Raw genomic sequence first — 22,462 nt, forward strand, 5'->3', positions numbered from 1 at the left:
CCACTCATCCAGGGCTAACCCGCGTTTTTGCGCAATCTTTCCGGATGCCACGCTTTCACTGCCCCGAAGAGCCGTCGTCGGTGCTGCGCGCCGGTGGCGAGGTCGAACTCCCACCGGAAACCGCGCGCCATGTGCAGGTGCTGCGCCTGCAACCCGGCGATACCCTCACGCTGTTCAACGGCCGAAGCGGCGAGTGGACCGCAACCGTTTTGCGCATGGGGCGGGCCAGCGTCACCGTCCGTGTGGACCACCACCACGCCGTCGAGCGCGAAGCGCCACTGGACGTCCATCTGGCGGTTGGCATGCCCGCGAACGAACGCATGGACTGGCTGGTGGAAAAAGCCGTGGAACTCGGGGTGGCCAGCATCCAGCCCCTCCAAACCGAACGCAGCGTGCTGCGGCTCAGCGGTGAGCGTGCCCTGAAGAAGCAGTTGCACTGGCAAGGCATCGCCATCGCGGCTTGTGAGCAATGCGGCCGCAATCGCCTGCCGCCCGTGCACGCCGTGCGGCCCTTGCAGGATGTTGCGGCTTGGAGTCCACCCGAAGTTCAGCGGCGTTTTGTACTGTCCCTGGACGACGACTGCGTGCCCATCAGCCAGGTTCTCGCGTCCAGGGGCAGCACCGGCTCGGTGCTGTTGCTGTCCGGCCCCGAGGGCGGCCTCAGTCCGACCGAGGAACAGGCCGCGCGCGCAGCAGGCTTTCAGCCCGTCAGTCTAGGGCAACGCACGCTGCGCGCGGAGACCGCACCGCTGGCGGCCCTGGCGGTGTTGACGCTTCAAGGACTTAGCTGAATCGCTGATCCAGCCATTGCGCCAGCTGCCGGTAGACCGACTCGCGGTGCAGCTCGTTGAAGATCTCGTGGTAGTGCTGGGCGTAGCAGTGTGACTCGACCAGCTTGGGCTCGCCCTGCGGGGCCGCGCGCGCGAACGCCGCACTACCCGCCGGATTGACCAGCTTGTCTTGTCCGGCGTACAGCAGCAGGGTCGGGGTGTGCCAATGTCGTGCCGCCTTGACGACCCGAGGACCGGCATCCGCGATGTAGCGCGCCAGCCGAGCGGAAATGCGGTCATGCACCAGAGGGTCATGCTGGTACGCCTTGATCACCTCAGGATCGTGCGACAGCCAATTCGCGTCCAGTCCATTGCGCACGCGCAGATGCGGCGCGATTGCGGGAAGGAAAGCCAGCACAAGGCGTCGTCCAAGGCTCAATCCGGCGTCCAGCGCAGGCGAGGACAGAACCAGGCCGTCAATGCGCACGCGGTTCAAAGCCACGGCGTGGGCCGCCACCAGACCTCCCATGCTGTGGCCCAGCAGTATCAGAGGCAAGCCCTGACCCACGGTACGGCGCGTGAAATTCACGATGTGGGCCAAGTCATCCACAAGACGCCGACGCGAAGGCAGTCCACCCCGCACGCCGCTGGAATGGCCGTGCCCGAAGTGATCGTAGGCCCGCACGATGAAGTTCTGCACATGCAGCCGCCGGGCCATTTCCTCGTACCGCCCGCTGTGCTCGCCCAGGCCGTGAACCATCAGCACCACGCCTCGAGGACGTGCTCCCGGATCAAGAGGCCAGTCGCGAATGGCCAGCTTCTGGTGATCAGCCGTCGTGTACGTGCTTTGATCCATGGTATTGGTCATGGCATGTGTGCGATCACTTGGGCGACCGCCGCGGTCAACCGCTGCGCATAAGGCACGTGAAGGAACTCATTCGGCCCGTGGGCATTGCTTTTGGGACCGAGCACGCCACACACCATCATTTGGGCCTGGGGAAACCCACGCGACAACATGTTCATCAACGGTATCGTCCCGCCCTGACCAATGAAACCGCACGGTGCCCCATAGAAGTTGCGCGAGGCCGCATCCAGCGCCTGGCCGAACCACGGCGCGGTTTCTGGCGCGTTCCAGCCCGTGGCCGAGCCCGTGCCCTCAAAGGTCACACGGGCCTGGTAGGGGGCGTTGTCCTCCAGCAGGGCCTTGACCTCCTGCACGGCCGCCGCCGCGTCCACCAGTGGCGGCAGGCGCAAAGACAGCTTGAACGCGGTGGAGGGCCTCAGCACATTGCCCGCGTTTTGCAGGTCTGGTAATCCTTCGGCGCCCGTGACACTCAAAGTGGGCATCCAGGTGCGGTTGAGCAGCGCCTGCACGGGATCGGTGGTCATGGGCAGCGAGAAACGGGTGTCGCCCTCGCAGTCGTAGTGCACCCACGGAAAACGCTTGTAGAGGTCCTCACCCAGGATGGCCGCCGTGGCGCGGGCCTGGGCCAGCCGCTCGGCCGGCACCTCGCAATGCAGGCGGGCCGGCAGCAGGCGGCCAGTGGCGCTGTCTTCTAGCCGGTCCAGCACATGGCGCAGGATGCGAAAGCTCGACGGCACCACCCCGCTGGCGTCGCCCGAATGCACACCCTCGGTGAGGATCTCCACCTTGAGCGTGCCGCTGGCCATGCCGCGCAGGCTGGTCGTCAGCCAGAGTTGCTCATAATTGCCAGCGCCGCTGTCCAGGCAGACCACCAGTCCCACGTCGCCCAGTCGGTCTTTGCCCATGCCTCCCGAGCCACGGAGCGCATCCACGTACGGCAAGAGATCAAAAGAACCGCTTTCCTCGCAGGTTTCGATCAACCCAACGATGCGCGGGTGCGACAGCTTTTGGTTCTTGAGCGAGGCGATGGCCGCGATGCTGGCGTAGACAGCGTAGCCGTCGTCTGCGCCGCCACGGCCATACAACTTGCCGTCCTCGTACTTGGGCGTCCAGGGGCCAAGGTCATTGCGCCAGCCATTGAATTCGGGCTGCTTGTCCAGGTGTCCGTACATCAGCACCGTGCGCTGCGACCGCTCCTGGCTTTGAAGCGTTTCTTGTCCTCCACCACTGGCGGGCACCTCGAAGAACAGCACAGGGGTGCGGCCCTCAAGCCGCAGAATCTCCAATTTCAGACCCTGGATCTTCTGCGCTTCCACCCACGCGGCCGCGTTGCTCACCACGGCGTCAATGTGGCCATGTTCGGCCCATCGTGGGTCGAACATGGGGGACTTCGCCGGAATAGCGATGTAGTCCCGCAGTTGCGGCAGGATTTCACGGTCCCAAACTTGGTGGATGTCTTGGAGTGCCTGGGCTGGAATGAAAGCGTTGCGTTCGGTGGCGGAGAGTGGGGCGTTCATGGCGGCAGGCTCCCGAAATGCTTCTGGATGAGACACCGCCATCCTACGCCGCTGCGCAAGGCGATGGAAGACACTCGGTCATGCGATGGAGGCGGCGCCGGCCAGGCTTCCAGTTCAGCCTGCGTCTGGCTGCGCCGAGGGCGCGGCGTGGCGGAAGGCCTGCAGCTGTGCACAGGCAGCGTCGACCGCGCTGATCAACGGCCAGCGTGTCAGGTCCACCTTGAAGCGGCGTGCACTTTCGACCTGCGGTATGAGGTACACATCCGCCAGTCCAGGCGTGTTGCCGTGACAAAAATCCCCACGCTGCCGGTCGGCGGCCAACAGCGTTTCGATGGCGTCAAACCCGGCGCTGATCCAGGTTCCACACCAGGCATTGACGGTGTCGGAGTCGGCTGAGAAGTTCTTCCGCAGATACTCCAGGATGCGGCGGTTATTGATCGGATGAATGTCGCAGGCCACGATGGACGCCAGGGCCCGCACGTGCGCACGTGCGTCCGGGTCGCGCGGCAACAGGGCTGGGTTGGGGTGGCGCTCCTCCAGCCATTCGATGATGGCGGGCGACTGGATGAGCACCGTTCCATCCCTCAACGCCAGGGCAGGCACCAGCTGCTGCGGATTGATGGCCTTGAAGTCAGCCTGTAGATGCTCCTCCTTGCGCAAGTCCAGGGCCACATACTCGGTGTCCAAGCCCTTGAGGTGCAGCGCGATGCGCAGACGGTGCGAGGTGCCACTGCGGAAAAAGTTGTACAGCTTCATGGGTGCAAGCGCCTTTCACTACTCTTTTCGATCTGCGCATTGTCGCCAGTCCGCTGATGCAGACAAGATTCCCTCATGGAGACTGAAAACGCAACAACGCGCTGATGTACGCGCCCAGCGCAAGTTCACGAATGAAATGGTTTAGCGCGAGAACTTGAGTACTGCCGTGCTGGCGCGCAAGTTCGGCCAGCGGCGCACCACTTTGCCCAGGTGCAGGCCGAAGCTGTCCTGAATGTGTAGTCCATTGCGATGCGCCAGGACCTCCAGGTCGGTCAATGTGCCGACACGGATATTCGGTGTGTCGTACCACTGGTAAGGCAGGCGGCGGGTCACTGGCATGCGTCCAGCCAATACGCTCAGACGGTTCGGCCAGTGGGCAAAATTGGGGAATGCCACGATGCCGGTGCGCCCGACGCGTGCCGTCTCCTGCAAAACGGTCTCGGCATTGCGCAGATGCTGCAGGGTGTCGATCTGCAACACCACGTCGAAGCTCCGGTCCCCAAACATCGACAGGCCCTGGTCCAGGTTCAACTGGATGACGTTGACGCCACGTTGGACGCAAGCCTGCACGTTGGCATCGTCCAACTCCACGCCGTAACCCGTGCAGCCTCGCTCCGCTTGCAAATGGGCGAGCAGGGCGCCATCTCCACATCCCAGATCCAGCACCCTGGATCCATGGGGTACCAAGCTGGCTATTGCTTCCAGCATGCGCGTGTCGCTCATGTCCGCGGCTCCCGCGCCATGTTGTTGAAGTAGGACCGCACGACCCCCAGGTAACGCGGATCGTCCAGCAAAAAGGCATCGTGGCCGTGGGGTGCGTCGATTTCGGCGTAACTCACATCGCGCCGGTTGTCGAGCAATCCCTTGACAATCTCCCGACTGCGCTCGGGCGAAAAGCGCCAGTCGGTTGAGAAGCTGACCAACAGGAATTTGCAGCGTGCGGTGGCCAGGGCCGCGGTCAGGTCACCTCCATGCTGGCGCGCTGGGTCGAAATAGTCCAATGCCCTCGTGATCAGGAGGTAGGTATTGGCGTCAAAGTAGTCGCTGAATTTGTCGCCCTGGTAACGCAAATAGCTTTCGATCTGAAATTCGATGTCCTGGGTGCTGTACTGGTAGCCCGACCTGACCGCGCCATCCACCGCACCGCGCAGCTCTCGGCCAAACTTTTCGTTCATCACATCGTCACTCAGGTAGGTGATGTGGCCAATCATGCGGGCGATCCGCAAACCCCGCTTGGGTATCACGCCATGTTCATAGAAATGACCGCCATGGAAGTCCGGATCCGTCACGATGGCCCGGCGCGCCACTTCGTTGAAGGCGATGTTCTCGGCGTTCAGATTGGGCGCGCTCGCGATCACCACGGCATACCGCATGCGCTCTGGATACTGCAAAGTCCAGCTCAACGCCTGCATGCCACCTAGGCTGCCACCCATGACCGCGGCCAGTTGGCCAATGCCCAACTTGTCGAGGAGACGGGCTTGTGCATTCACCCAGTCTTCGACCGTCACGACCGGAAAGTCCGCGCCGTAAACCTTGCCCGTGTCGGGATTCACGTGCATGGGCCCAGTGGAGCCGAAGCAGGATCCGAGATTGTTGACTCCGATCACATAGAACTTGTCGGTGTCAACGGGCTTGCCAGGGCCAATCATGTTGTCCCACCATCCCTCCGTCCCGGGCTGACCCGCGTAAACGCCAGCAACGTGGTGGGACGCATTGAGCGCATGGCAAATCAAGACCGCATTGGATCTGTCGGCGTTGAGCCTGCCATAGGTTTCATAGGTGAGGCTATAGCCACGGATGCTGGCACCACTCTGAGTTGTCAGAGGGGCTTCGAAATACATGGTCTGGGGCTGGGCGATCAGCATCGAAAGCATCGGAAAACAAAAAACCCGGCGCAGCATTCAGCCTGGCCGGGTTCCTGCGCGCAGAAAGCCCCTTCTTTAGCTGAACTTTGGAATCTGCAACTTAAGGTGCAGCTCCAGCGCCCGCAATCGGGATCAAATCGGCGCTAGGTCAAGTATATGCAACTTTGTGGCACTCAAACCTGCAGTCAAACGGACCAAGAAGTGGAGTGGGCGGGGGGCACGCATTGGCAGTTGGCCAGCAGCCGGAAAAGCCGTGCGAGTTGGTATACGGACCGCATCTGTCGCGGTCAGGAATACGTGCTTTTTGCGTGCCGACGTCGTTTCTTTACCATGGAAACACAAACTTTTAACGCTTTATGGTTTCTCCTAGGCCTGGTTTTCTTGCCGCGCTGGTGATTCCAAGTTAATAATAAGAAAGTGTGGGTGAGGGAGGTTTACCTAAGCAGCTCAACACAGGATTGCGGTAGTCTGCCGAATTCGCATCGACTCACGAATTGCTTGCGTTTCAGGGACCCCATCGCTTGTCATCGGTTTTTGAGGAGTCCCTAGATGGGCAACAAACTTTACGTGGGCAATTTGGCCTATTCGATTCGTGATAACGATCTTGAACAGGCCTTTGGCCAGTTCGGTGCGGTCACCAGTGCCAAAGTCATGATGGAACGTGACACCGGACGTTCCAAAGGCTTCGGCTTTGTCGAAATGGGCAGCGATGCCGAAGCTCAGGCCGCCATCAATGGCCTGAATGGTCAACCCCTGAGCGGTCGCAACGTGGTCGTGAATGAGGCTCGTCCGATGGAGCCGCGCCCTCCGCGTAGCGGTGGCTTCGGCGGTCCGCGCCGTGAAGGCGGCGGTGGTGGCTACGGCGGTGACGGTGGGGGCGACGGTGGCTTTCGCAGCCACCTATGGCAACCCGCGTGGCGGCAACGGCGGCGGCGGGCGTCGTAGCTACTGAGCACTGCGGGTAGATCTTGGTCCGGCCTTGCTGAGCCGAATCAAGATGTCTGCTCTTTGCGATTGTTCTCAAAAAGGCCCTTGGGTTTTCCCGTGGGCCTTTTTGTCATTCATTGAAGCGGCCGTTGGATGGACTCCGCAGAGGACGACGGCAGGACCTGAATGTCAGATACTGCCCCGCGAGGCAGCAAGATGCCGCGTACACGGCCACGAAGTTCGATCACCTGATCGTAATTAGTGAAATTCAAGCTCTGTGCCTCGATGCGGCTCTCGCCATGCATCAGCACCACCGGTACGTTGGAGAGCACACGCTCCTCTTCCAGGAAAGCGTGCAGGTACTCACTTTTAAAGCTCACGCTGGGCAAGGCACGACCTTGTTTATCGACCACGGCAGGTCTCAAGACGTGCGCTTTGCCGATCAGCTCCACTTCGGTTGCCTTTGAGGTGGTGATCGCGCGCGTGGCAGTTGCTACGGTGAAATAACCGCGCTCGATGTTGTAGCTGCGCATCTGAACACTGCTGATTTCAAGCATGTCGTTGTAGGGGTAGTGCCAACCTTGATCCCCATAAATCTCGCTTTTCAGACGGCCTTCCTGGTCAAAGGTCTTGACGGAAAAGCGCTTCATTTCATAGTCGGGATCGCGTCGGACTTCTTTCTCGACGCGCGGGCTGGAGAACAAGGAGGAGCTGCGCATCAGCCAGTAGGTGCCCAAGGCAAGCAAAAGCATGAGCAGCATGGGCAGGTAAATCGTGATGCGGTCCCAGCCCTGGCGCAACAAGCGGCCCACTCCCTTTTGCATCACTGCACGGCCTCTTCCAACAACTGCCCGTACTTGCCACTGCCGATCAGAAGCAGGTCGCAAAACTCACGCGCCGCACCGGCACCACCGGCAGCCCGAGTGACATGGTGTGCGCACGCCAGAACTTCGGCATGCGCATTGCCCGGAGCGCAAGCAAGTGCGCTGCGAGCCAGCACGGGCAGGTCGGGCCAATCGTCGCCTATGGCTGCAGCTTGGCTCCAGTTCAAACCCAGGGTGTGCAAGGTGTGTTCCGCCGCTGGCCGCTTGTCTTCCGTGCCGTAATGCACATGGGTGATTCCTAGGGCTTTGAGTCGGACACGCAAGGCCGGACTGTCGCGCCCGGTGATGACGGCGGGCGTGATGCCGGCACGCTGCAACAGCTTCATCCCGTGACCATCAAGGGTGTGGAACCGCTTGAGCGATTCACCCGATTCGCCGAAATACAGCCCCCCGTCCGTGAGCACGCCATCAACGTCAAAAAATGCCACCTTGATATTCTGCGCTTGCAACAACAGCTCTGGCGGAAAGGACAGGGTCGCACGCACTGCTCGTTGGCTCATATGACTTTCGCCCGCATCAAATCGTTGGCATTGAGGGCACCACAAAGTCTGCCTGCTTCGTCCACAACAAACACACTCGTGATTTTTTGCTGCTCCATCAGCTTGGCGGCTTCGACTGCCAGGGCCTCGCGTGAAATGGTGCGCGGATTGGCATGCATCACGTCGCGAATCTTCGCGTGCCGGATTTCCCCGCCTTTTTCGATGAGGCGACGCAAATCTCCGTCCGTGAAGACTCCCACCGGGCGGTTATCTTGATCCACGATGGCGCCAGCGCCCAACCCCTTGACGCTGATTTCTCGCATCAATGTCATCAGGTCGGCATCCAGCGGCACCTTGGGCACCACGTCTTCACTGCGCATGATGTCGCTGACCATCGTCAACAGTTTGCGTCCCAGCGCACCACCGGGGTGGGAACGCGCAAAGTCTTCTGCCTTGAACCCGCGCGCATCCAGCAAGGCCATTGCGAGCGCATCCCCCATGGCCAACTGAGCGGTTGTGCTGGCCGTAGGTGCCAAGTTGTGCGGGCAGGCTTCTTTCTCGACCGAGGTGTCCAGCAGGTGATCCGCGTGTCGAGCCAAGCTGGAAGTTGCCCGTCCCGTCATGGCGATCAAGGGCACACCCATGCGCTTGATCAAGGGCAAGAGCACCGTGAGCTCTTCGCTTTCACCGCTGTTGCTTATCCCAAGCACCACGTCTTTCAAGGTGATCATGCCCAGATCGCCGTGGCTGGCCTCCGCTGGATGAACGAACATGGCAGGGGTTCCCGTGGACGCCAACGTGGCGGCGATCTTACGACCGACATGGCCGCTCTTGCCCATGCCCATGACCACGACACGGCCGCTGCTGACAAGTACGCATTGCACGGCGGCTGTGAAACGCGCATCCAAGCGCGTCGCCAACGCAGCAACCGCTTGGGCCTCTATGTCCAGCGCTTCCCGGGCGATGGTCAACGTTCGTGAGGAATCGAATGTTTTGGAGTTCATCCCTGGATTATCCGGCACCGTCGGCCAGATCGCCATCGCAAGTCCCGCCAGCATGCACCGATAATCCCGCCATGGACTCCTCCGCCTACCTCCGCTCCCACATCCGCACCGTGCCCGATTGGCCCGCACCCGGCGTGCAGTTTCGGGACATCACGCCGCTTTTGCAGGATCCGAAGGTATTTCGCGTTCTCATCGACACATTCGTCCACCGCTACATGGACAAGCATCTCCGTCCAGACGTGGTGGCTGGACTGGATGCGCGTGGTTTCATCATCGGTTCCGTGCTGGCCTATGAGTTGGGCGTGGGCTTCGTGCCGATCCGCAAGAAAGGCAAGCTGCCCTTCACCACGGTTGAAGAAACCTACGAGCTGGAATACGGTAGCGCGACCGTCGAATTGCACACGGACGCCGTGCGCCCAGGCGACCGTGTGTTGCTGGTCGACGACCTGATCGCCACGGGAGGCACCATGATGGCAGGCAAGCGTTTGCTTGAAAAACTAGGTGCGCAGGTGATGGAAGGCGCTGCCATCGTGGACCTGCCTGAGCTTCAGGGGTCACGTCGGCTGCGCGAAGGCGGGCTTGCCTTATTCACCTTGGTGGATTTCTCGGGGCACTGATCGCGCGCCGTTGTCGCGCATCCCCGGGTCGAAGCGACGGCCTGGGTTCATTTGCCGATGCAGAAGCGGGAGAAGATCACCCCGAGCAGATCATCGCTGGTGAATTCTCCAGTGATCTCGTTGAGCGCATTCTGCGCCAAGCGCAACTCCTCTGCCAGAAGATCGAGGGCCAAGGCCTTCTCATCCAGATGGCACTCGGCAGCTTGCAGATGCCGGCTCACGCTGCGCAAAGCCTGTACATGCCGCTCCCGCGCCAGGAACAGGCCTTCGGGCGCACTTTGCCAGCCCACCGTGCGCAACAAGGCTTGTCGCAGCAAGTCCAATCCCGCGCCAGTCTTGGCGGAAAGGGAAATACCCGGCCTGTTCACGGCTTCTGGAGCCTGGTCGTGCTTGTTCCAAATGTGGATGACGGGCACATCTGAAGGCAGGCGCTGAGCCAGGGCTTCGTCCGACGCCAAGTAGTCCGCCTGTATTTGGCGCGTCAAGTCATGCAGGAAAAGGACGGCATCCGCAGACGCAATCTGCGCCCAGGCACGTTCGATGCCGATGCGTTCCACCTCGTCTTGGCTCTCCCTCAACCCTGCCGTGTCCACCACATGCAGGGGCACGCCCTCAATCTGGATGGTTTGCTGAACCACGTCACGTGTGGTTCCGGCAATGGGCGTGACGATCGCCAGTTCGGCGCCAGCCAGGGCATTGAGCAGCGAGCTCTTGCCAGCATTCGGCTGTCCCGCGATCACGACTTTGATGCCCTCACGCAGCAGACTGCCTTGCTGCGCCTGCCGCAAAATGACCTGCAATTGCACCTGCAGTCGTGAGAGCTGTCCTTGCGCGTCGGCCTGGCGCAGAAAGTCGATGTCCTCCTCGGGAAAATCCAGCGTCGCCTCGACGAGCATGCGCAGATGCACCAGGGCTTCGCGCAACTGAGCGATCTCGCGCGAGAAAGCACCTTCCAAGGAACGGCCCGCGCTGCGGGCAGCGGCCTCGGTGCTGGCGTCGATGAGGTCCGCAACCGCCTCGGCCTGGGCCAAGTCCAGTTTGCCGTTGAGGAACGCCCGCTGTGTGAATTCGCCGGGCAGGGCGATCCGCGAACCAGGCAAAGCCTCCAGGCACCGCGCCAACAGCAGTTGCAGGACCACCGGGCCACCATGCACCTGCAACTCAAGCACCTCCTCGCCCGTGTAGGAGTGGGGTGCGGGAAAGTGGATCGCCAAGCCATGGTCGATGGCCTCACCTCGGGCATCGCGCAAGGGCAGATAGGTCGCATGGCGCGGCATCAAAGCCTTGCCGCAAACTGCGTGAACGAGCGTGGTCAGATCGCGTCCGCTCGCTCGCACGATGCCCACCGCACCACGCCCGGGTGCGGTGGCAATTGCGACGATGGGTTCGTGATGGCGCGCCAACATGATCCGATTTGACCACTCATCCGAGCACTTCGGATCCATCTCGTGGCATCCGCAGACCCCTGTGAATTGAGTCGGCACCTGCGTTGACACAGGGGCGCCGTTTGACGCCCGCGGGGTTTATCTGAACTTCGGCAGATTGAACTGGGGCGGCACACCCATGCGTTTGTTGATGACCCATTGCTGGGCAATCGACAACACGTTGTTGGTCACCCAGTAGAGCACCAGACCAGCCGGGAAGAAGAAGAACATCACGCTGAAGACCAGGGGCATGATCCACATCAGCTTGGCCTGCATGGGGTCCGGCGGCGCAGGATTCAGGGCCGTCTGCAGCATGGTGGTCAGCGTCATCAGCAGCGGCAGGATGTAGTACGGGTCTTGGGTCGAGAGGTCCTTGATCCAAAGTATCCAGGGCGCGTTGCGCATCTCGACGCTGGACAGAAGCACCCAGTACAGCGCGATGAACACGGGGATCTGGATCATGATGGGCAGGCAGCCGCCCAGCGGATTGACCTTCTCGTCGCGGTAGATGCGCATCATCTCCTGCTGCATCTGCTGCGGCTTGTCCTTGAGGCGATCGCGCATCTCGGTGATGCGCGGCGCGATGGCCTTCATCTTGGCCATGCTGGCATACGCCTTGGCGTTCAGCCAATAGAAAGCGATCTTGAGCAAGACCACCAAGGCCACAATGGACCAGCCCCAGTTGTGCAAGAGGTCGTGCAGTTTGTCGAGCAGCCAGTACAAAGGCTTGGCCAAGATGGTCAGCCAGCCATAGTCCTTGACCAACTCCAGGCCTGGGGCCAAGGCCTCCAGCTGCTTTTCTTCCTGCGGGCCGACAAAGAGCCGCGCGTCGAGCACGCGCGTGGCGCCCGGCGCAAGCGCCTGCAGCGGTGCGATCATGCCCACCGCATACAGGTTGTTGCTGACCTTGCGCACGAAGATTTCACGTTGCACACCATCAGCCAACAGCCAGGCGCTGGCGAAGTAGTGCTGGACCATGGCAACGTAGCCGTTGGTCGATTCCTTGTCGAAATCAGCCTTGCCTTTTTCGATGTCGCCGAAATCGACCTTGTGGTACTTCTTGGCCTCGGTATAGACCGCCGGGCCCGTGAAGGTGGAATAGAACGAGGAACCACCGGGAATCTTGTTGCCGTCGCGGACCAATTGCAAGTAGACCTGGGGCGTGACGGATTCCTGACCCACATTGCGCACTTCATGCTTCACATCCACGGCATAGCTGCCTCGCTGAAGCGTGTAAGTCTTGAGAAGTTGAACGCCACCGGAAACAGGTGATTCGAATTGGACCTTCAGCGTGTCTGCTCCATCCCTGAGTTCACGCTCGCTGCTGACCAGTTTCATCACGGTCTTGTGGGTCGGCAGATCCGCACCGCCGATCAGACCCGTCTGGGACAAGTAGACCCGATCCTTGCTTTCGTCGAAAAGGACAACCGGCGTTTGCACGTCATGGGACTCGTGATGGCGCAGAAATTCTGAACGCACCAATGAACCGCCTTCCGTGTCGAAAGTCAGCTTCAGGACGTCGGTCGAGACCGTCACACGCTCACGGGGCAGGGAAGAAACGGCCTGCGCTGCTGCCTGGATGGCTGCCACACCCCCGTCAACCCCCGTTGTCGCAAGCTGTCGCGCCTGGGGCACTTCTGGATTCTGGGCTGAGACCGGGGTCTGTTCGGCTGGCGCGACAGGCTTGGCCACGGCGGCGGTCGGTGAAGGGAAGAACGTTGCCGGACGTCCGTTGTGAATCTGCCATTGGTCCCAAAGCAGAACTATGGAGAAGCCGAAAATCACCCAGAGGATGGTGCGGCGGATGTCGTTCATGTCGTTTTCTTTTCCGAAAGGGATTTCAACAAGCCTGTGAATAAACGCGGCTTTTGCTCGGGAACAGGATCGTGTCCGCCAGCGCACCAAGGATGACAGCGCAACAGACGCGCCACGGTCAGCGCACTGCCGGCAACCGCCCCATGCGCGTCCAGGGCTTGCAGGGCGTATCGTGAGCAGGTCGGCTCAAATCGGCACGCCGAGCCTAGCCAGGGGCTCAAAAAATAGCGATACCCTTGAACGAGGGCCATCAGCATGCGGGCAGGCCAGCGCAACATCAAGTTCTGCCTTTGCTCATGCCCGCTGCCCGCGTGAAGAGACGTTGAAGTTCCGTACGCACGGCGTCGCGCAACAGGGCTGACGCGGCACTGCGAAACTGATCCGCACCGTAGGCCATCTTCAAGCGCACCAGAAACACTGATTGCGGCATCATCGTGCGCAGGGCATGCACGTGTTCCTCGCCCACGCCAAAAATCTGACGCCTGATGAGATTGCGAGTGACAGCCCTTTTGGCCCAACGCTTGGGCGTGACAGCGCCAAGCCAAGGCCCTTCGCCGGGGAACAAGACAGGCACTTGCACAGGTATTTGTCCAACCGGGGTTTGCAAGGCCAAGCCATGCAAGACGAAATGCTCCGTGCGTGCCAAGGGCGGGCTGGAGCGCAGAGCCTCAAATTGAGGCTGAGCCCGCAGCCGACGCGCTTTCAATGAGAGGCGCGACTCAGACAGCCAAGCGCTTGCGGCCCTTGGCGCGCCGCGCGTTGATGACGGCGCGGCCGCCACGCGTCTTCATGCGAACCAGAAAACCGTGGGTGCGGGCGCGGCGGATCTTGGAGGGTTGGTATGTGCGTTTCATGGAATGTCTACCTTGGGGAAACCTTGGATTATCCCAAAAAAATGCATTCCCGACAATGAGACGGTCAGCACCTCCATCTCACCGCGGCCAGCGGCATGGCGGAACCTGGCGGCTGGGCAGATGGTGTGGATAAATTATTGACAAGGTACAATCTCCATCCTTAGTTCATGCCACATATCCACAACAGAATGATTTCCGCATGAGCGACGGATTCTTCCACGCCCAGCAGGGCTCCACCCAGGATATCGGGCACAGCCTTTGGCAGGCATGTGTGGATCAGCTGGCGCAAGAGTTGCCGGAACAGCAGTTCAATACCTGGATTCGGCCCTTGTCCGCCCGCTTGGCCGATGACTATTCGTCTTTGACACTGTACGTTGTCAATCGCTTCAAGCTGGACTGGATACGTGCTCAGTACAGCAAGCGCATTGCTGCCTTGCTGGAAAGCATCTACGGGCAACCCATTGCCTTGGAGTTGGCGATCGCACCTCGCGAAAACGTCAATGCCGTGAGGAATCAGATTGCCTCTTTTGTCGACGCGGAATCACTGCCCGAGGCCATACCCGTAGAAGAAGTTTCCTACAGTGTGGCTTCGGTTCAATCAGCGTCATCCAGCCGCCATCGCCTCAACACGGCGTTGACTTTTGATACCTTGGTGGAAGGGACGGCGAACCGCATGGCAAGGGCAGCGGCCATGCACGTGGCTGGCTCTCCGGGGCAGCTCTACAACCCCCTCTTCATCTATGGCAGCACGGGTTTGGGCAAAACCCACCTGATCCATGCTGTGGGCAACCGCCTGCTGGCGGAAAAACCGGGCGCCAAGGTGCTTTACACACACGCGGAGTGGTTTGTCACCGACGTGGTGAAGGCCTACCAGCGCAAGACGTTCGACGAGTTCAAGGACAAGTACCACTCGCTGGACCTGTTGCTGATTGACGATGTGCAGTTCTTCGCTGGCAAAGACCGCACCCAGGAAGAATTTTTCAACGCGTTCGAGGCGCTGCTCGCGAAAAAAAGCCACATCGTGATGACCAGCGACACCTATCCCAAGGGATTGCTCGACATCAACCAAAGGCTCGTCTCACGTTTCGATTCCGGCCTGACCGTCGCCATTGAGCCCCCCGAGCTGGAAATGCGCGTGGCCATCCTGATCAACAAGGCGCAAAGCGAAGGCGCGAGCATGCCAGAGGAGGTCGCATTTTTCGTCGCCAAGAACGTGCGTTCCAACGTGCGTGAGTTGGAAGGCGCACTGCGCAAGATCCTGGCGTATTCGCGCTTCAACCAGAAGGAAGTGTCGATCCAGTTGGCGCGTGAAGCCTTGCGTGACCTTCTGTCCATCCAAAATCGGCAAATTTCCGTCGAAAACATCCAGAAAACGGTGGCCGATTACTACAAGATCAAGGTGGCAGACATGTACAGCAAGAAACGGCCTGCGTCGATTGCGCGGCCCCGTCAGATTGCCATGTACCTGGCCAAGGAATTGACGCAGAAAAGCCTTCCAGAAATCGGCGAGTTGTTCGGGGGCCGTGACCACACAACCGTGCTGCATGCCGTGCGCAAAATTTCAGGCGAACGCCAACAGCTGACTGAATTGAACCAACAACTGCATGTGCTGGAACAGACCCTCAAAGGATGAGATCCCAATAGGACATCATCAAGACTGCAAACCCTGGGGATAGTTTTGGGATAAGAACGCACTTATCCACAGCTTTTTTAAAAAGAGCCGACTTGTTCAAATTGCTACGCATGCAAAAAGATTTCGTCCCACAGGCTAGTCATCATCGCAAGTGCTTGATAAAAAAAGAGAAAATGCAGCTGTCCACAGAAACCAGCTGACTTCTATCTACGACTACTAATTTTTAATAAAGATTCTGGAAGTTATTCAAGAAGAGGTTGACATGATTGTCCTGAAGGCATCACAAGACAAAGTCCTATCCGTACTTCAGTCCGTTGCGGGCATTGTCGAACGCCGCCACACCTTGCCAATCCTGGCCAATGTGATGCTGCGCAGGTCCGGCAATGCCGTGCAATTGACCACCAGCGACCTGGAGATCCAAATCCGAACGGTGGCTGAATTCGAAGGCGATTCCGGCAACTTCACCACGACCGTGGGTGCTCGCAAATTGATCGACATCCTTCGGACCTTGCCCTCTGATCAGACGGTGACGCTCGAATCAAGCCAGAACAAGCTGGTTCTCAAAGGGGGCAAGAGCAAGTTCACCTTGCAGTCCTTGCCGGCGGAGGACTTTCCGCTGGTCCAAGAAGCGGCCAACTTCGGTCCGAAGTTCAGCGTGCCCCAGAAGACGCTGAAGGAGCTGCTGGGACAGGTTTCCTTTTCCATGGCGGTTCACGACATCCGCTATTACCTCAACGGCATCCTGTTCGTGGCAGAGGGCCAGCAGCTCAGCCTGGTGGCCACCGATGGTCACCGTCTGGCTTTTGCTTCCGCCACCTTGGACGTGGAAGTGCCCAAGCAGGAAGTGATCTTGCCGCGCAAGACCGTGCTCGAGTTGCAGCGCCTGCTGTCCGACAACGAAGGCGCCATCGAGATGCAGTTCGCGGGCAACCAGGCCAAGTTCAGCTTTGGTGGCATGGAATTCGTGACCAAGCTGGTTGAGGGCAAGTTTCCCGACTACAACCGCGTCATCCCCAAGAATCACAAGAACATCATCGTGTTGGGACGCCAGCCCTTGCTGGCCAGTTTGCAGCGTGCCGCCATCCTCACGAGCGACAAGTTCAAGGGCGTGCGACTCAATATCGAACCTGGCACTCTGCGTATCGCGTCCACGAATGCCGAACAGGAAGAAGCCGTGGATGAGTTGGACATCGATTACAGCGGCGACAGCATCGAGATCGGCTTCAACGTCACCTACTTGATCGAAGTGCTGGGCAATATGACGCAGGAGATGGTGAGGGTGGAACTCTCAGACTCCAACAGCTCCGCCCTCGTGACGATTCCTGACAACGCGAACTTCAAGTACGTCGTGATGCCGATGCGCATCTGAAGTTCTCAGCCTTGTTTTTCAGCCCGCGGTGTGGATGCCATCGCGGGTTTCTCGTTTTCAAGTTAGACCCTTCCAGAAAAGACCCTCCATGAGCGAAGCAGAAAAACCCGTTGGCGCTGGCGCGGGTGGTTATGACGAGTCCTCGATCCAGATTCTTGAGGGGCTGGAAGCCGTGCGCAAGCGCCCGGGCATGTACATTGGCGACACCTCCGATGGCACGGGTCTGCATCACCTTGTGTTCGAAGTCGTGGACAACTCCATCGACGAGGCGCTGGCTGGGTATTGCGACGACATCGTCGTCACCATCCACACCGACAACTCCATCAGCGTCACGGACAACGGTCGTGGTATCCCGACTGGGGTCAAGATGGATGACAAGCACGAACCCAAGCGTTCGGCGGCTGAGATTGCCCTGACCGAGCTGCACGCGGGTGGCAAGTTCAACCAGAACAGCTACAAGGTGTCAGGTGGCTTGCACGGTGTGGGTGTGTCTTGCGTGAACGCTTTGTCGCGTTGGTTGCGCTTGACGGTGCGCAATGGTGGCAAGGTCCATCAACTTGAATTTGCCCGCGGCGCGGTGCAAAGCCGTTTGTTGACTCAGCAAAGCGGCGTCGACGTGTCCCCGATGAAGGTGATCGGTGAGACCGAGAAGCGCGGCACGGAGGTCCACTTCCTGCCTGACACGGAGATCTTCCAGCAGAACCACGAGTTTCACTACGAGATTCTTGCCAAGCGTCTGCGCGAGTTGAGCTTTCTCAACAACGGTGTTCGTATCCGTCTGAAGGACGAGCGCAATGGCAAGGAAGACGATTTTTCGGGTGCTGGGGGCGTCAAGGGGTTTGTGGACTTCATCAACGCCAACAAAAAAGTGCTGCACCCCAATGCCTTCCATGCGATCGGCACCCGGCCGGCGGACAGCTACGGCGGCATTCCCGGCACCGAGATCGGGGTGGAAGTCGCCATGCAGTGGAACGACGGCTACAACGAAAGCGTGCTCTGTTTCACGAACAACATCCCCCAGCGTGACGGCGGCACTCACCTGACGGGTCTGCGCGCTGCCATGACGCGCGTGATCGGCAAGTACATCGAAAGCAATGAGCTCGCCAAGAAGGCCAAGGTCGAGGTCACGGGCGACGACATGCGCGAAGGTTTGTGCTGCGTGCTGTCCGTCAAGGTGCCAGAGCCCAAGTTCAGCAGCCAGACCAAGGACAAGTTGGTGTCCAGCGAGGTGCGTGCGCCGGTGGAAGACATCGTGGCCAAGGCATTGAACGATTACCTGGAGGAGCGTCCCAACGACGCCAAGACCCTGTGCGGCAAGATTGTCGAGGCCGCCCGCGCCCGCGAAGCGGCCCGCAAGGCCCGCGAGATGACGCGCCGCAAGGGCGTGCTCGATGGCATGGGCTTGCCCGGTAAGCTGGCCGATTGCCAGGAAAAAGATCCTTCGCTCTGCGAGATCTACATCGTCGAGGGTGATTCCGCCGGCGGCAGTGCCAAGCAAGGTCGGGATCGCAAGTTCCAGGCGATCCTGCCCCTGCGCGGCAAGATCCTGAACGTCGAGAAAGCCCGTTACGAAAAGCTGCTGACCAGCAATGAAATCGTCACCCTGATCACCGCCCTGGGCACGGGCATCGGCAAGGCCAGCAGCGACTCTGGAAAGTCGGGAGCCGATGATTTCAACATCGACAAGCTGCGTTACCACCGCATCATCATCATGACCGACGCGGACGTGGACGGCGCTCACATCCGAACCCTCCTGCTCACCTTCTTCTACCGCCAGATGCCCGAGTTGGTCGAGCGCGGTCACATCTACATTGCCCAGCCGCCGCTGTACAAGGTGAAGTCCGGCAAGGAAGAGCTTTACCTGAAGGACGGCTCGGCCCTGGACGCTTATCTGCTGCGCATCGCCCTCGCGGGTGCGGCCATCCACACTGGCGGGGTGACGAATACCGTCATCAATGGCGACACGCTGGCGGAGCTGGCGCGCAAGCACCAATTGGCTGAAAGTGTGATTGCCCGGCTGCACAACTTCATGGATGTGGAGGCGCTGCGTGCCGTGGCCGATGGCGTGGAGCTGAAGCTGGACACGGTGGCCGAAGCGGAGGTCTCGGCCGTCGCGCTGCAGGCGAAGTTGCGCGAGCTGGGCAGCGGGTCCGAAGTCGCGGGTGAATTCGATGTCCGCACCGACAAACCCATCTTACGCATCAGCCGTCGCCACCATGGCAACGTCAAGAGCAGCGTGATCACCCAGGACTTTGTCCATGGTGCCGACTATGCAGCGCTGGCCGAAGCAGCGCAGACTTTCCGTGGCCTGTTGGGTGAAGGCGCCAAGGTCGTGCGAGGTGAAGGCGAGAAGCAGAAGGAAGAAAAGGTCGCCGATTTCCGTTCCGCCATGGCTTGGCTGATCAGCGAAGCCGAACGCACCACCTCTCGCCAACGTTACAAAGGACTGGGCGAGATGAACCCAGGCCAGCTCTGGGAAACCACCATGGACCCGACCGTGCGCCGCTTGCTAAGGGTGCAGATCGACGACGCGATCGAGGCCGACCGTGTCTTCACGATGTTGATGGGCGACGAGGTCGAGCCGCGTCGTGACTTCATCGAAACCAACGCCTTGCGCGCGGGCAACATCGACGTTTGAGTTCCTACACAAGTACAAGGAGATGACCATGGGAATGTTCAGTTGGCAGAAAAAAGACATCGAGGTGCTCGCTCAGGGCGGCGTGATCGCGCCCGATGAACGCTTGTCCTGGGGGCAGACCACCGCCATGGGCGTGCAGCACGTGATCGCCATGTTCGGTGCGACGGTGTTGGCTCCCATCCTGATGGGCATCGACCCCAATGTGGCGGTGCTGATGAGCGGCATCGGCACCCTGATCTTCTTTCTCATCACCGGTGGCAAGGTGCCGAGTTATTTGGGCTCGTCTTTTGCCTTCATCGGTGTGGTGATCGCCGCCACGGGTTACGCTGGTTCTGGCCTCAATGGCAATTTGGGCGTGGCGTTGGGCGGCATCGTGGCGTGCGGTGTGGTGTACATCGTGATCGGTGCCGTTGTTCAGGTGATTGGCATTGGCTGGATTGAGCGACTGATGCCGCCCGTGGTCACCGGCTCCGTTGTGGCCGTGATTGGCTTGAACCTGGCGGTGGTGCCGATCAAGAACATGGCGCCCACCAACTTTGATGCCTGGATGCAAGCCGTGACCTTTTTGTGCGTCGGGGCTGTCGCGGTGTTTACACGCGGCATGGCGCAGCGCTTGCTGATCCTCCTCGGGCTGATCCTGGCCAGTGTCATTTACGCCCTGCTGACCAATGGAATGGGCTGGGGCAAGCCCTTGGATCTGTCGGGCATCGCCGCCGCGGCGTGGCTCGGTTTGCCAACCTTCACGGCCCCGGTCTTCAGTGCACCGGCCATGCTGCTGATCGCGCCGGTGGCGGTCATTCTGGTCGCCGAGAATCTGGGACACATCAAGGCAGTGACGGCCATGACGGGCCGTAACCTTGATCCTTACCTGGGCCGGGCCTTCATCGGTGACGGTGTGGCCACGGTGGTCAGCGGCGCGGCGGGCGGCACCGGCGTGACGACCTATGCCGAGAACATCGGCGTCATGGCCGCGACCAAGATTTACTCCACGGCCGTGTTTGTCGTGGCCGCCCTGATCGCTGTGCTCTTGGGTTTCAGCCCCAAGTTTGGCGCCGTGATCCAGGCCATCCCCTTGCCCGTGATGGGTGGCGTTTCCATCGTCGTCTTCGGCTTGATTGCCGTGGCGGGCGCGCGCATCTGGGTGGACAACAAGGTGGACTTCTCGGACAACCGCAACCTCATCGTCGCGGCCATCACCCTGATCCTGGGCACGGGCGATTTCACCCTGCGTTTTGGCGGCTTCGCCCTGGGCGGCATCGGTACCGCCACGTTTGGCGCGGTGCTGCTGTGGGCCTTGCTCGGTCGTTCGGCGAAATAAACAGCCCGCGACGCCAAAAACAACCGTAAAACACGGAAGAACGGCGTGGCTGAGGGCACGCCGTTTTTTTTGGGCGGGGAGCACGCATAATTCAACCCACCCTCCGCAGAAGCCACCCGGTTCATGAGCGAGAAGACACCCTTCGAGATCGCCCGCGAAACGCTCAAGCAGATCACGCTGCGTAAGCTACCGCCGACGCCGGTCAACTACCAGGCCATCTACCACGCGGTTGCTGGTTTGCCGCAGGTGGAACTGTTCCCTGAGGAACACTTGCGCCGGATTGCCCAGGCTTTGCCCGCCCGCAATCCGGGGCAGGAAAAGCAATTGGGCCTCTTGGATTACGCGATCAGCCAGCGCAATTGGTTGGGGGTGCAAAACGCCCTGCTCGGGTACTCAGGGTTTGCCGTGCCCAGCGGCGTGCCGCATCCCGCGGCGCCAGAACCCCTCTCCGCCGATGCGCCGAGCATGATGCCTCAGGTCCTCGAGCAGGTCGCCCGGCTCATCGAGTTCGCGCAACCGGCGTTCGGGGGTGAAGACACTCGCTTTCACGAGCGCATGCAGCAGACCTTGCAGGCTTTGCGCGATCCCGAGACCAGCGTCATCAGGGTTCGAAGTCTCTTGGCTGACTTCAACCACCGCTTGTCCTTCGCCGCAGAGGAACAGTCCGAGATCCGACTGGCCTTGTTCAAACTCCTTCAGCTGATCATCAAGAACATTGGTGAACTGAGCCCCGACGATGCGTGGTTGCAGGGGCAGATCAATGCGCTGCAAGCCGCCGCGCAACCCCCCTTGACGCTGCGCCGTCTGGACGAGGTTGAGCATCAGCTCAAGGACGTGATCTTCAAACAGACCGAGGCCAAAGGCCGTGCCATCGAAGCGCAGGAGTCCTTGCGGCAGATGTTGGCGGCGTTCATCACCCGTCTCTCACAGGTCACGGCTTCCAGCAGCGATTACCAGGAAAAGATGGAAGACAGCCTGCGCGATCTGGAACAGGCCAAGACCCTGGAGGACATCGGCCCTGTGCTGCGCGGCTTGATCCGCGCGACCCGAGACATGCGGCTGGAGACGGTCAATGTGGGCGAAGAACTGCAGTCCATGCGCGCGCAGGTGCAAGCCAAGGAGGCGGAGCTGCGCAAGTTGCAGGCGGAGCTGGAGCGCTTGAGTGCTCAGGTCCGTCACGATGGGCTCACTGGGGCGCTCAACCGGCAGGGTCTCGACGAGGCCTTTGTGCGCGAACTTTCCACCGTGCGGCGCAAGGACGCGCCTTTGTGCGTCGCCTTGCTCGACATCGACAATTTCAAGCGCCTCAACGATGCCCGTGGGCATGAAACGGGCGACGTGGCCTTGCAGCACTTGGTGGCTGTCGCCAAGGAAAACCTGCGTCCTCAGGATACGCTGGCCCGGTATGGCGGGGAAGAATTCGTGATCTTGTTGCCAGAGACCGGGCTGGAGCAGGCCATGGAAGTCATGATCCGGTTGCAGCGTGAACTGAGCAAGCGCTTCTTCCTCGCGCGCCCGAAACAGGGTGTGAAGACCGAGAGCGGCGGTGAGGTCGCCAGCGCTGATCAGGAGAAGATTTTCATCACTTTCAGCGCAGGGGTTGCCCAGTTGACTGTCGATGAAACGGCGGAGCAGGCCTTGCATCGTGCCGATCAAGCCATGTACTTGGCCAAGCGCGCGGGCAAGAACCGCGTGGTCGCGGCCTGAGACGGGTTCAAGGATTCAAG

At 60.4% G+C, this 22,462-nt stretch carries 20 protein-coding genes and 1 pseudogene; 8 read left to right on the forward strand and 13 right to left on the reverse strand.

Annotated elements, in window-relative coordinates:
- Window positions 1-44 precede the first annotated feature (44 nt).
- A complete protein-coding gene (locus HGR_RS14300; protein ID WP_006299027.1) occupies window positions 45-791 on the forward strand; it encodes a 16S rRNA (uracil(1498)-N(3))-methyltransferase in 747 nt (248 codons plus the stop codon).
- On the opposite strand, the gene HGR_RS14305 is transcribed toward HGR_RS14300, so the two are convergent.
- The 5 genes from HGR_RS14305 to metX form a co-directional block, all read right to left on the reverse strand.
- Window positions 784-1,638 (reverse strand): alpha/beta hydrolase, encoded by an 855-nt coding sequence (locus tag HGR_RS14305; RefSeq protein ID WP_039853725.1) that lies wholly within the window; start codon window positions 1,636-1,638, stop codon window positions 784-786. The genes HGR_RS14300 and HGR_RS14305 overlap by 8 nt on opposite strands.
- Complete coding sequence (locus HGR_RS14310) at window positions 1,635-3,152, reverse strand: M20 family metallopeptidase (protein ID WP_006299029.1); 1,518 nt, start codon at window positions 3,150-3,152, stop codon at window positions 1,635-1,637. The genes HGR_RS14305 and HGR_RS14310 overlap by 4 nt, the downstream gene beginning before the upstream one ends.
- A gap of 114 nt (window positions 3,153-3,266) precedes the next feature.
- On the reverse strand, window positions 3,267-3,908 hold the full coding sequence (gene maiA, locus HGR_RS14315) for a maleylacetoacetate isomerase (protein ID WP_006299030.1): 642 nt from the start codon (window positions 3,906-3,908) through the stop codon (window positions 3,267-3,269).
- Window positions 3,909-4,049: 141 nt separating this feature from the next.
- Window positions 4,050-4,631, reverse strand: a complete 582-nt coding sequence (gene metW / locus HGR_RS14320; RefSeq protein ID WP_006299031.1) for a methionine biosynthesis protein MetW — start codon at window positions 4,629-4,631, stop codon at window positions 4,050-4,052.
- On the reverse strand, window positions 4,628-5,773 hold the full coding sequence (gene metX, locus HGR_RS14325) for a homoserine O-succinyltransferase MetX (protein ID WP_039853726.1): 1,146 nt from the start codon (window positions 5,771-5,773) through the stop codon (window positions 4,628-4,630). The genes metW and metX overlap by 4 nt, the downstream gene beginning before the upstream one ends.
- A gap of 549 nt (window positions 5,774-6,322) precedes the next feature.
- Between metX and HGR_RS14330 the strand changes: the two are divergent.
- Window positions 6,323-6,725: pseudogene (locus tag HGR_RS14330) on the forward strand (RNA recognition motif domain-containing protein).
- A 109-nt stretch (window positions 6,726-6,834) separates the two neighbouring features.
- Here HGR_RS14330 and lptC read toward each other — a convergent pair.
- The 3 genes from lptC to HGR_RS14345 are packed head-to-tail and all read right to left on the reverse strand — an operon-like array spanning window position 6,835 to window position 9,067.
- Window positions 6,835-7,524, reverse strand: a complete 690-nt coding sequence (lptC, locus tag HGR_RS14335; protein ID WP_006299034.1) for an LPS export ABC transporter periplasmic protein LptC — start codon at window positions 7,522-7,524, stop codon at window positions 6,835-6,837.
- Entirely contained in the window at window positions 7,524-8,084 is a 561-nt protein-coding gene (locus HGR_RS14340) for a KdsC family phosphatase (RefSeq protein ID WP_039853729.1), read from the reverse strand. Before HGR_RS14340 ends, lptC begins: the two co-directional genes overlap by 1 nt.
- Window positions 8,081-9,067 carry a KpsF/GutQ family sugar-phosphate isomerase gene (locus HGR_RS14345; RefSeq protein WP_006299036.1) on the reverse strand — a complete coding sequence of 329 codons (987 nt, stop codon included), beginning with the start codon at window positions 9,065-9,067 and terminating at the stop codon, window positions 8,081-8,083. Before HGR_RS14345 ends, HGR_RS14340 begins: the two co-directional genes overlap by 4 nt.
- A 71-nt stretch (window positions 9,068-9,138) precedes the next feature.
- Between HGR_RS14345 and HGR_RS14350 the strand changes: the two genes are divergently transcribed.
- The gene (locus HGR_RS14350) at window positions 9,139-9,684 is read left to right on the forward strand and encodes an adenine phosphoribosyltransferase (protein ID WP_006299037.1); all 546 of its coding nucleotides are present in this window, start codon (window positions 9,139-9,141) and stop codon (window positions 9,682-9,684) included.
- 47 nt (window positions 9,685-9,731) lie between these two features.
- Here the strand turns inward: HGR_RS14350 and mnmE are convergent, their stop codons facing one another.
- From mnmE to rpmH, 5 genes are all read right to left on the reverse strand, one after another.
- On the reverse strand, window positions 9,732-11,090 hold the full coding sequence (gene mnmE, locus HGR_RS14355; RefSeq protein WP_006299038.1) for a tRNA uridine-5-carboxymethylaminomethyl(34) synthesis GTPase MnmE: 1,359 nt from the start codon (window positions 11,088-11,090) through the stop codon (window positions 9,732-9,734).
- A gap of 117 nt (window positions 11,091-11,207) precedes the next feature.
- Window positions 11,208-12,923 (reverse strand): membrane protein insertase YidC, encoded by a 1,716-nt coding sequence (yidC, locus tag HGR_RS14360; protein WP_006299039.1) that lies wholly within the window; start codon window positions 12,921-12,923, stop codon window positions 11,208-11,210.
- Window positions 12,920-13,180, reverse strand: coding sequence for a membrane protein insertion efficiency factor YidD (gene yidD / locus HGR_RS17105; RefSeq protein WP_406564788.1), 261 nt, complete (start codon window positions 13,178-13,180; stop codon window positions 12,920-12,922). The genes yidC and yidD overlap by 4 nt, the downstream gene beginning before the upstream one ends.
- A 20-nt stretch (window positions 13,181-13,200) precedes the next feature.
- Window positions 13,201-13,704, reverse strand: coding sequence for a ribonuclease P protein component (locus HGR_RS14365; RefSeq protein ID WP_237701423.1), 504 nt, complete (start codon window positions 13,702-13,704; stop codon window positions 13,201-13,203).
- Window positions 13,643-13,777, reverse strand: coding sequence for a 50S ribosomal protein L34 (gene rpmH / locus HGR_RS14370; protein WP_006299042.1), 135 nt, complete (start codon window positions 13,775-13,777; stop codon window positions 13,643-13,645). The genes HGR_RS14365 and rpmH overlap by 62 nt, the downstream gene beginning before the upstream one ends.
- 199 nt (window positions 13,778-13,976) lie before the next feature.
- On the opposite strand from rpmH, the gene dnaA reads away from it, so the two are divergent.
- The 5 genes from dnaA (at window position 13,977) to HGR_RS14395 (ending at window position 22,442) form a co-directional block, all read left to right on the forward strand.
- Window positions 13,977-15,410 carry a chromosomal replication initiator protein DnaA gene (dnaA, locus tag HGR_RS14375; RefSeq protein WP_006299044.1) on the forward strand — a complete coding sequence of 478 codons (1,434 nt, stop codon included), beginning with the start codon at window positions 13,977-13,979 and terminating at the stop codon, window positions 15,408-15,410.
- Between the two features lie 262 nt (window positions 15,411-15,672).
- Window positions 15,673-16,779, forward strand: coding sequence for a DNA polymerase III subunit beta (dnaN, locus tag HGR_RS14380; protein WP_006299046.1), 1,107 nt, complete (start codon window positions 15,673-15,675; stop codon window positions 16,777-16,779).
- An 88-nt stretch (window positions 16,780-16,867) separates the two neighbouring features.
- Window positions 16,868-19,417 carry a DNA topoisomerase (ATP-hydrolyzing) subunit B gene (gene gyrB / locus HGR_RS14385; RefSeq protein WP_006299048.1) on the forward strand — a complete coding sequence of 850 codons (2,550 nt, stop codon included), beginning with the start codon at window positions 16,868-16,870 and terminating at the stop codon, window positions 19,415-19,417.
- Between the two features lie 34 nt (window positions 19,418-19,451).
- Window positions 19,452-20,735 carry a solute carrier family 23 protein gene (locus HGR_RS14390; protein WP_006299050.1) on the forward strand — a complete coding sequence of 428 codons (1,284 nt, stop codon included), beginning with the start codon at window positions 19,452-19,454 and terminating at the stop codon, window positions 20,733-20,735.
- A 123-nt stretch (window positions 20,736-20,858) separates the two neighbouring features.
- A complete protein-coding gene (locus HGR_RS14395; protein ID WP_006299052.1) occupies window positions 20,859-22,442 on the forward strand; it encodes a GGDEF domain-containing protein in 1,584 nt (527 codons plus the stop codon).
- Window positions 22,443-22,462 lie beyond the last annotated feature (20 nt).

Origin of the sequence: Hylemonella gracilis ATCC 19624 (assembly GCF_000211835.1) — a bacterium.
Taxonomy (GTDB): Bacteria; Pseudomonadota; Gammaproteobacteria; order Burkholderiales; family Burkholderiaceae_C; genus Hylemonella; species Hylemonella gracilis.

Coding starts and splice junctions, on each gene's coding strand:
- gyrB (WP_006299048.1), top strand. CDS start 16,868: ATGAGCGAAGCAGAAAAACCCGTTGGCGCTGGCGCGGGTGGTTATGAC.
- yidC (WP_006299039.1), bottom strand. CDS start 12,923: ATGAACGACATCCGCCGCACCATCCTCTGGGTGATTTTCGGCTTCTCC.
- HGR_RS14395 (WP_006299052.1), top strand. CDS start 20,859: ATGAGCGAGAAGACACCCTTCGAGATCGCCCGCGAAACGCTCAAGCAG.
- HGR_RS14390 (WP_006299050.1), top strand. CDS start 19,452: ATGTTCAGTTGGCAGAAAAAAGACATCGAGGTGCTCGCTCAGGGCGGC.
- lptC (WP_006299034.1), bottom strand. CDS start 7,524: ATGCAAAAGGGAGTGGGCCGCTTGTTGCGCCAGGGCTGGGACCGCATC.
- HGR_RS14310 (WP_006299029.1), bottom strand. CDS start 3,152: ATGAACGCCCCACTCTCCGCCACCGAACGCAACGCTTTCATTCCAGCC.
- HGR_RS14350 (WP_006299037.1), top strand. CDS start 9,139: ATGGACTCCTCCGCCTACCTCCGCTCCCACATCCGCACCGTGCCCGAT.
- HGR_RS14340 (WP_039853729.1), bottom strand. CDS start 8,084: ATGAGCCAACGAGCAGTGCGTGCGACCCTGTCCTTTCCGCCAGAGCTG.
- dnaA (WP_006299044.1), top strand. CDS start 13,977: ATGAGCGACGGATTCTTCCACGCCCAGCAGGGCTCCACCCAGGATATC.
- metW (WP_006299031.1), bottom strand. CDS start 4,631: ATGAGCGACACGCGCATGCTGGAAGCAATAGCCAGCTTGGTACCCCAT.
- maiA (WP_006299030.1), bottom strand. CDS start 3,908: ATGAAGCTGTACAACTTTTTCCGCAGTGGCACCTCGCACCGTCTGCGC.
- yidD (WP_406564788.1), bottom strand. CDS start 13,180: ATGCTGATGGCCCTCGTTCAAGGGTATCGCTATTTTTTGAGCCCCTGG.
- HGR_RS14305 (WP_039853725.1), bottom strand. CDS start 1,638: ATGACCAATACCATGGATCAAAGCACGTACACGACGGCTGATCACCAG.
- HGR_RS14345 (WP_006299036.1), bottom strand. CDS start 9,067: ATGAACTCCAAAACATTCGATTCCTCACGAACGTTGACCATCGCCCGG.
- dnaN (WP_006299046.1), top strand. CDS start 15,673: ATGATTGTCCTGAAGGCATCACAAGACAAAGTCCTATCCGTACTTCAG.
- HGR_RS14300 (WP_006299027.1), top strand. CDS start 45: ATGCCACGCTTTCACTGCCCCGAAGAGCCGTCGTCGGTGCTGCGCGCC.
- mnmE (WP_006299038.1), bottom strand. CDS start 11,090: ATGTTGGCGCGCCATCACGAACCCATCGTCGCAATTGCCACCGCACCC.
- rpmH (WP_006299042.1), bottom strand. CDS start 13,777: ATGAAACGCACATACCAACCCTCCAAGATCCGCCGCGCCCGCACCCAC.
- metX (WP_039853726.1), bottom strand. CDS start 5,773: ATGCTGATCGCCCAGCCCCAGACCATGTATTTCGAAGCCCCTCTGACA.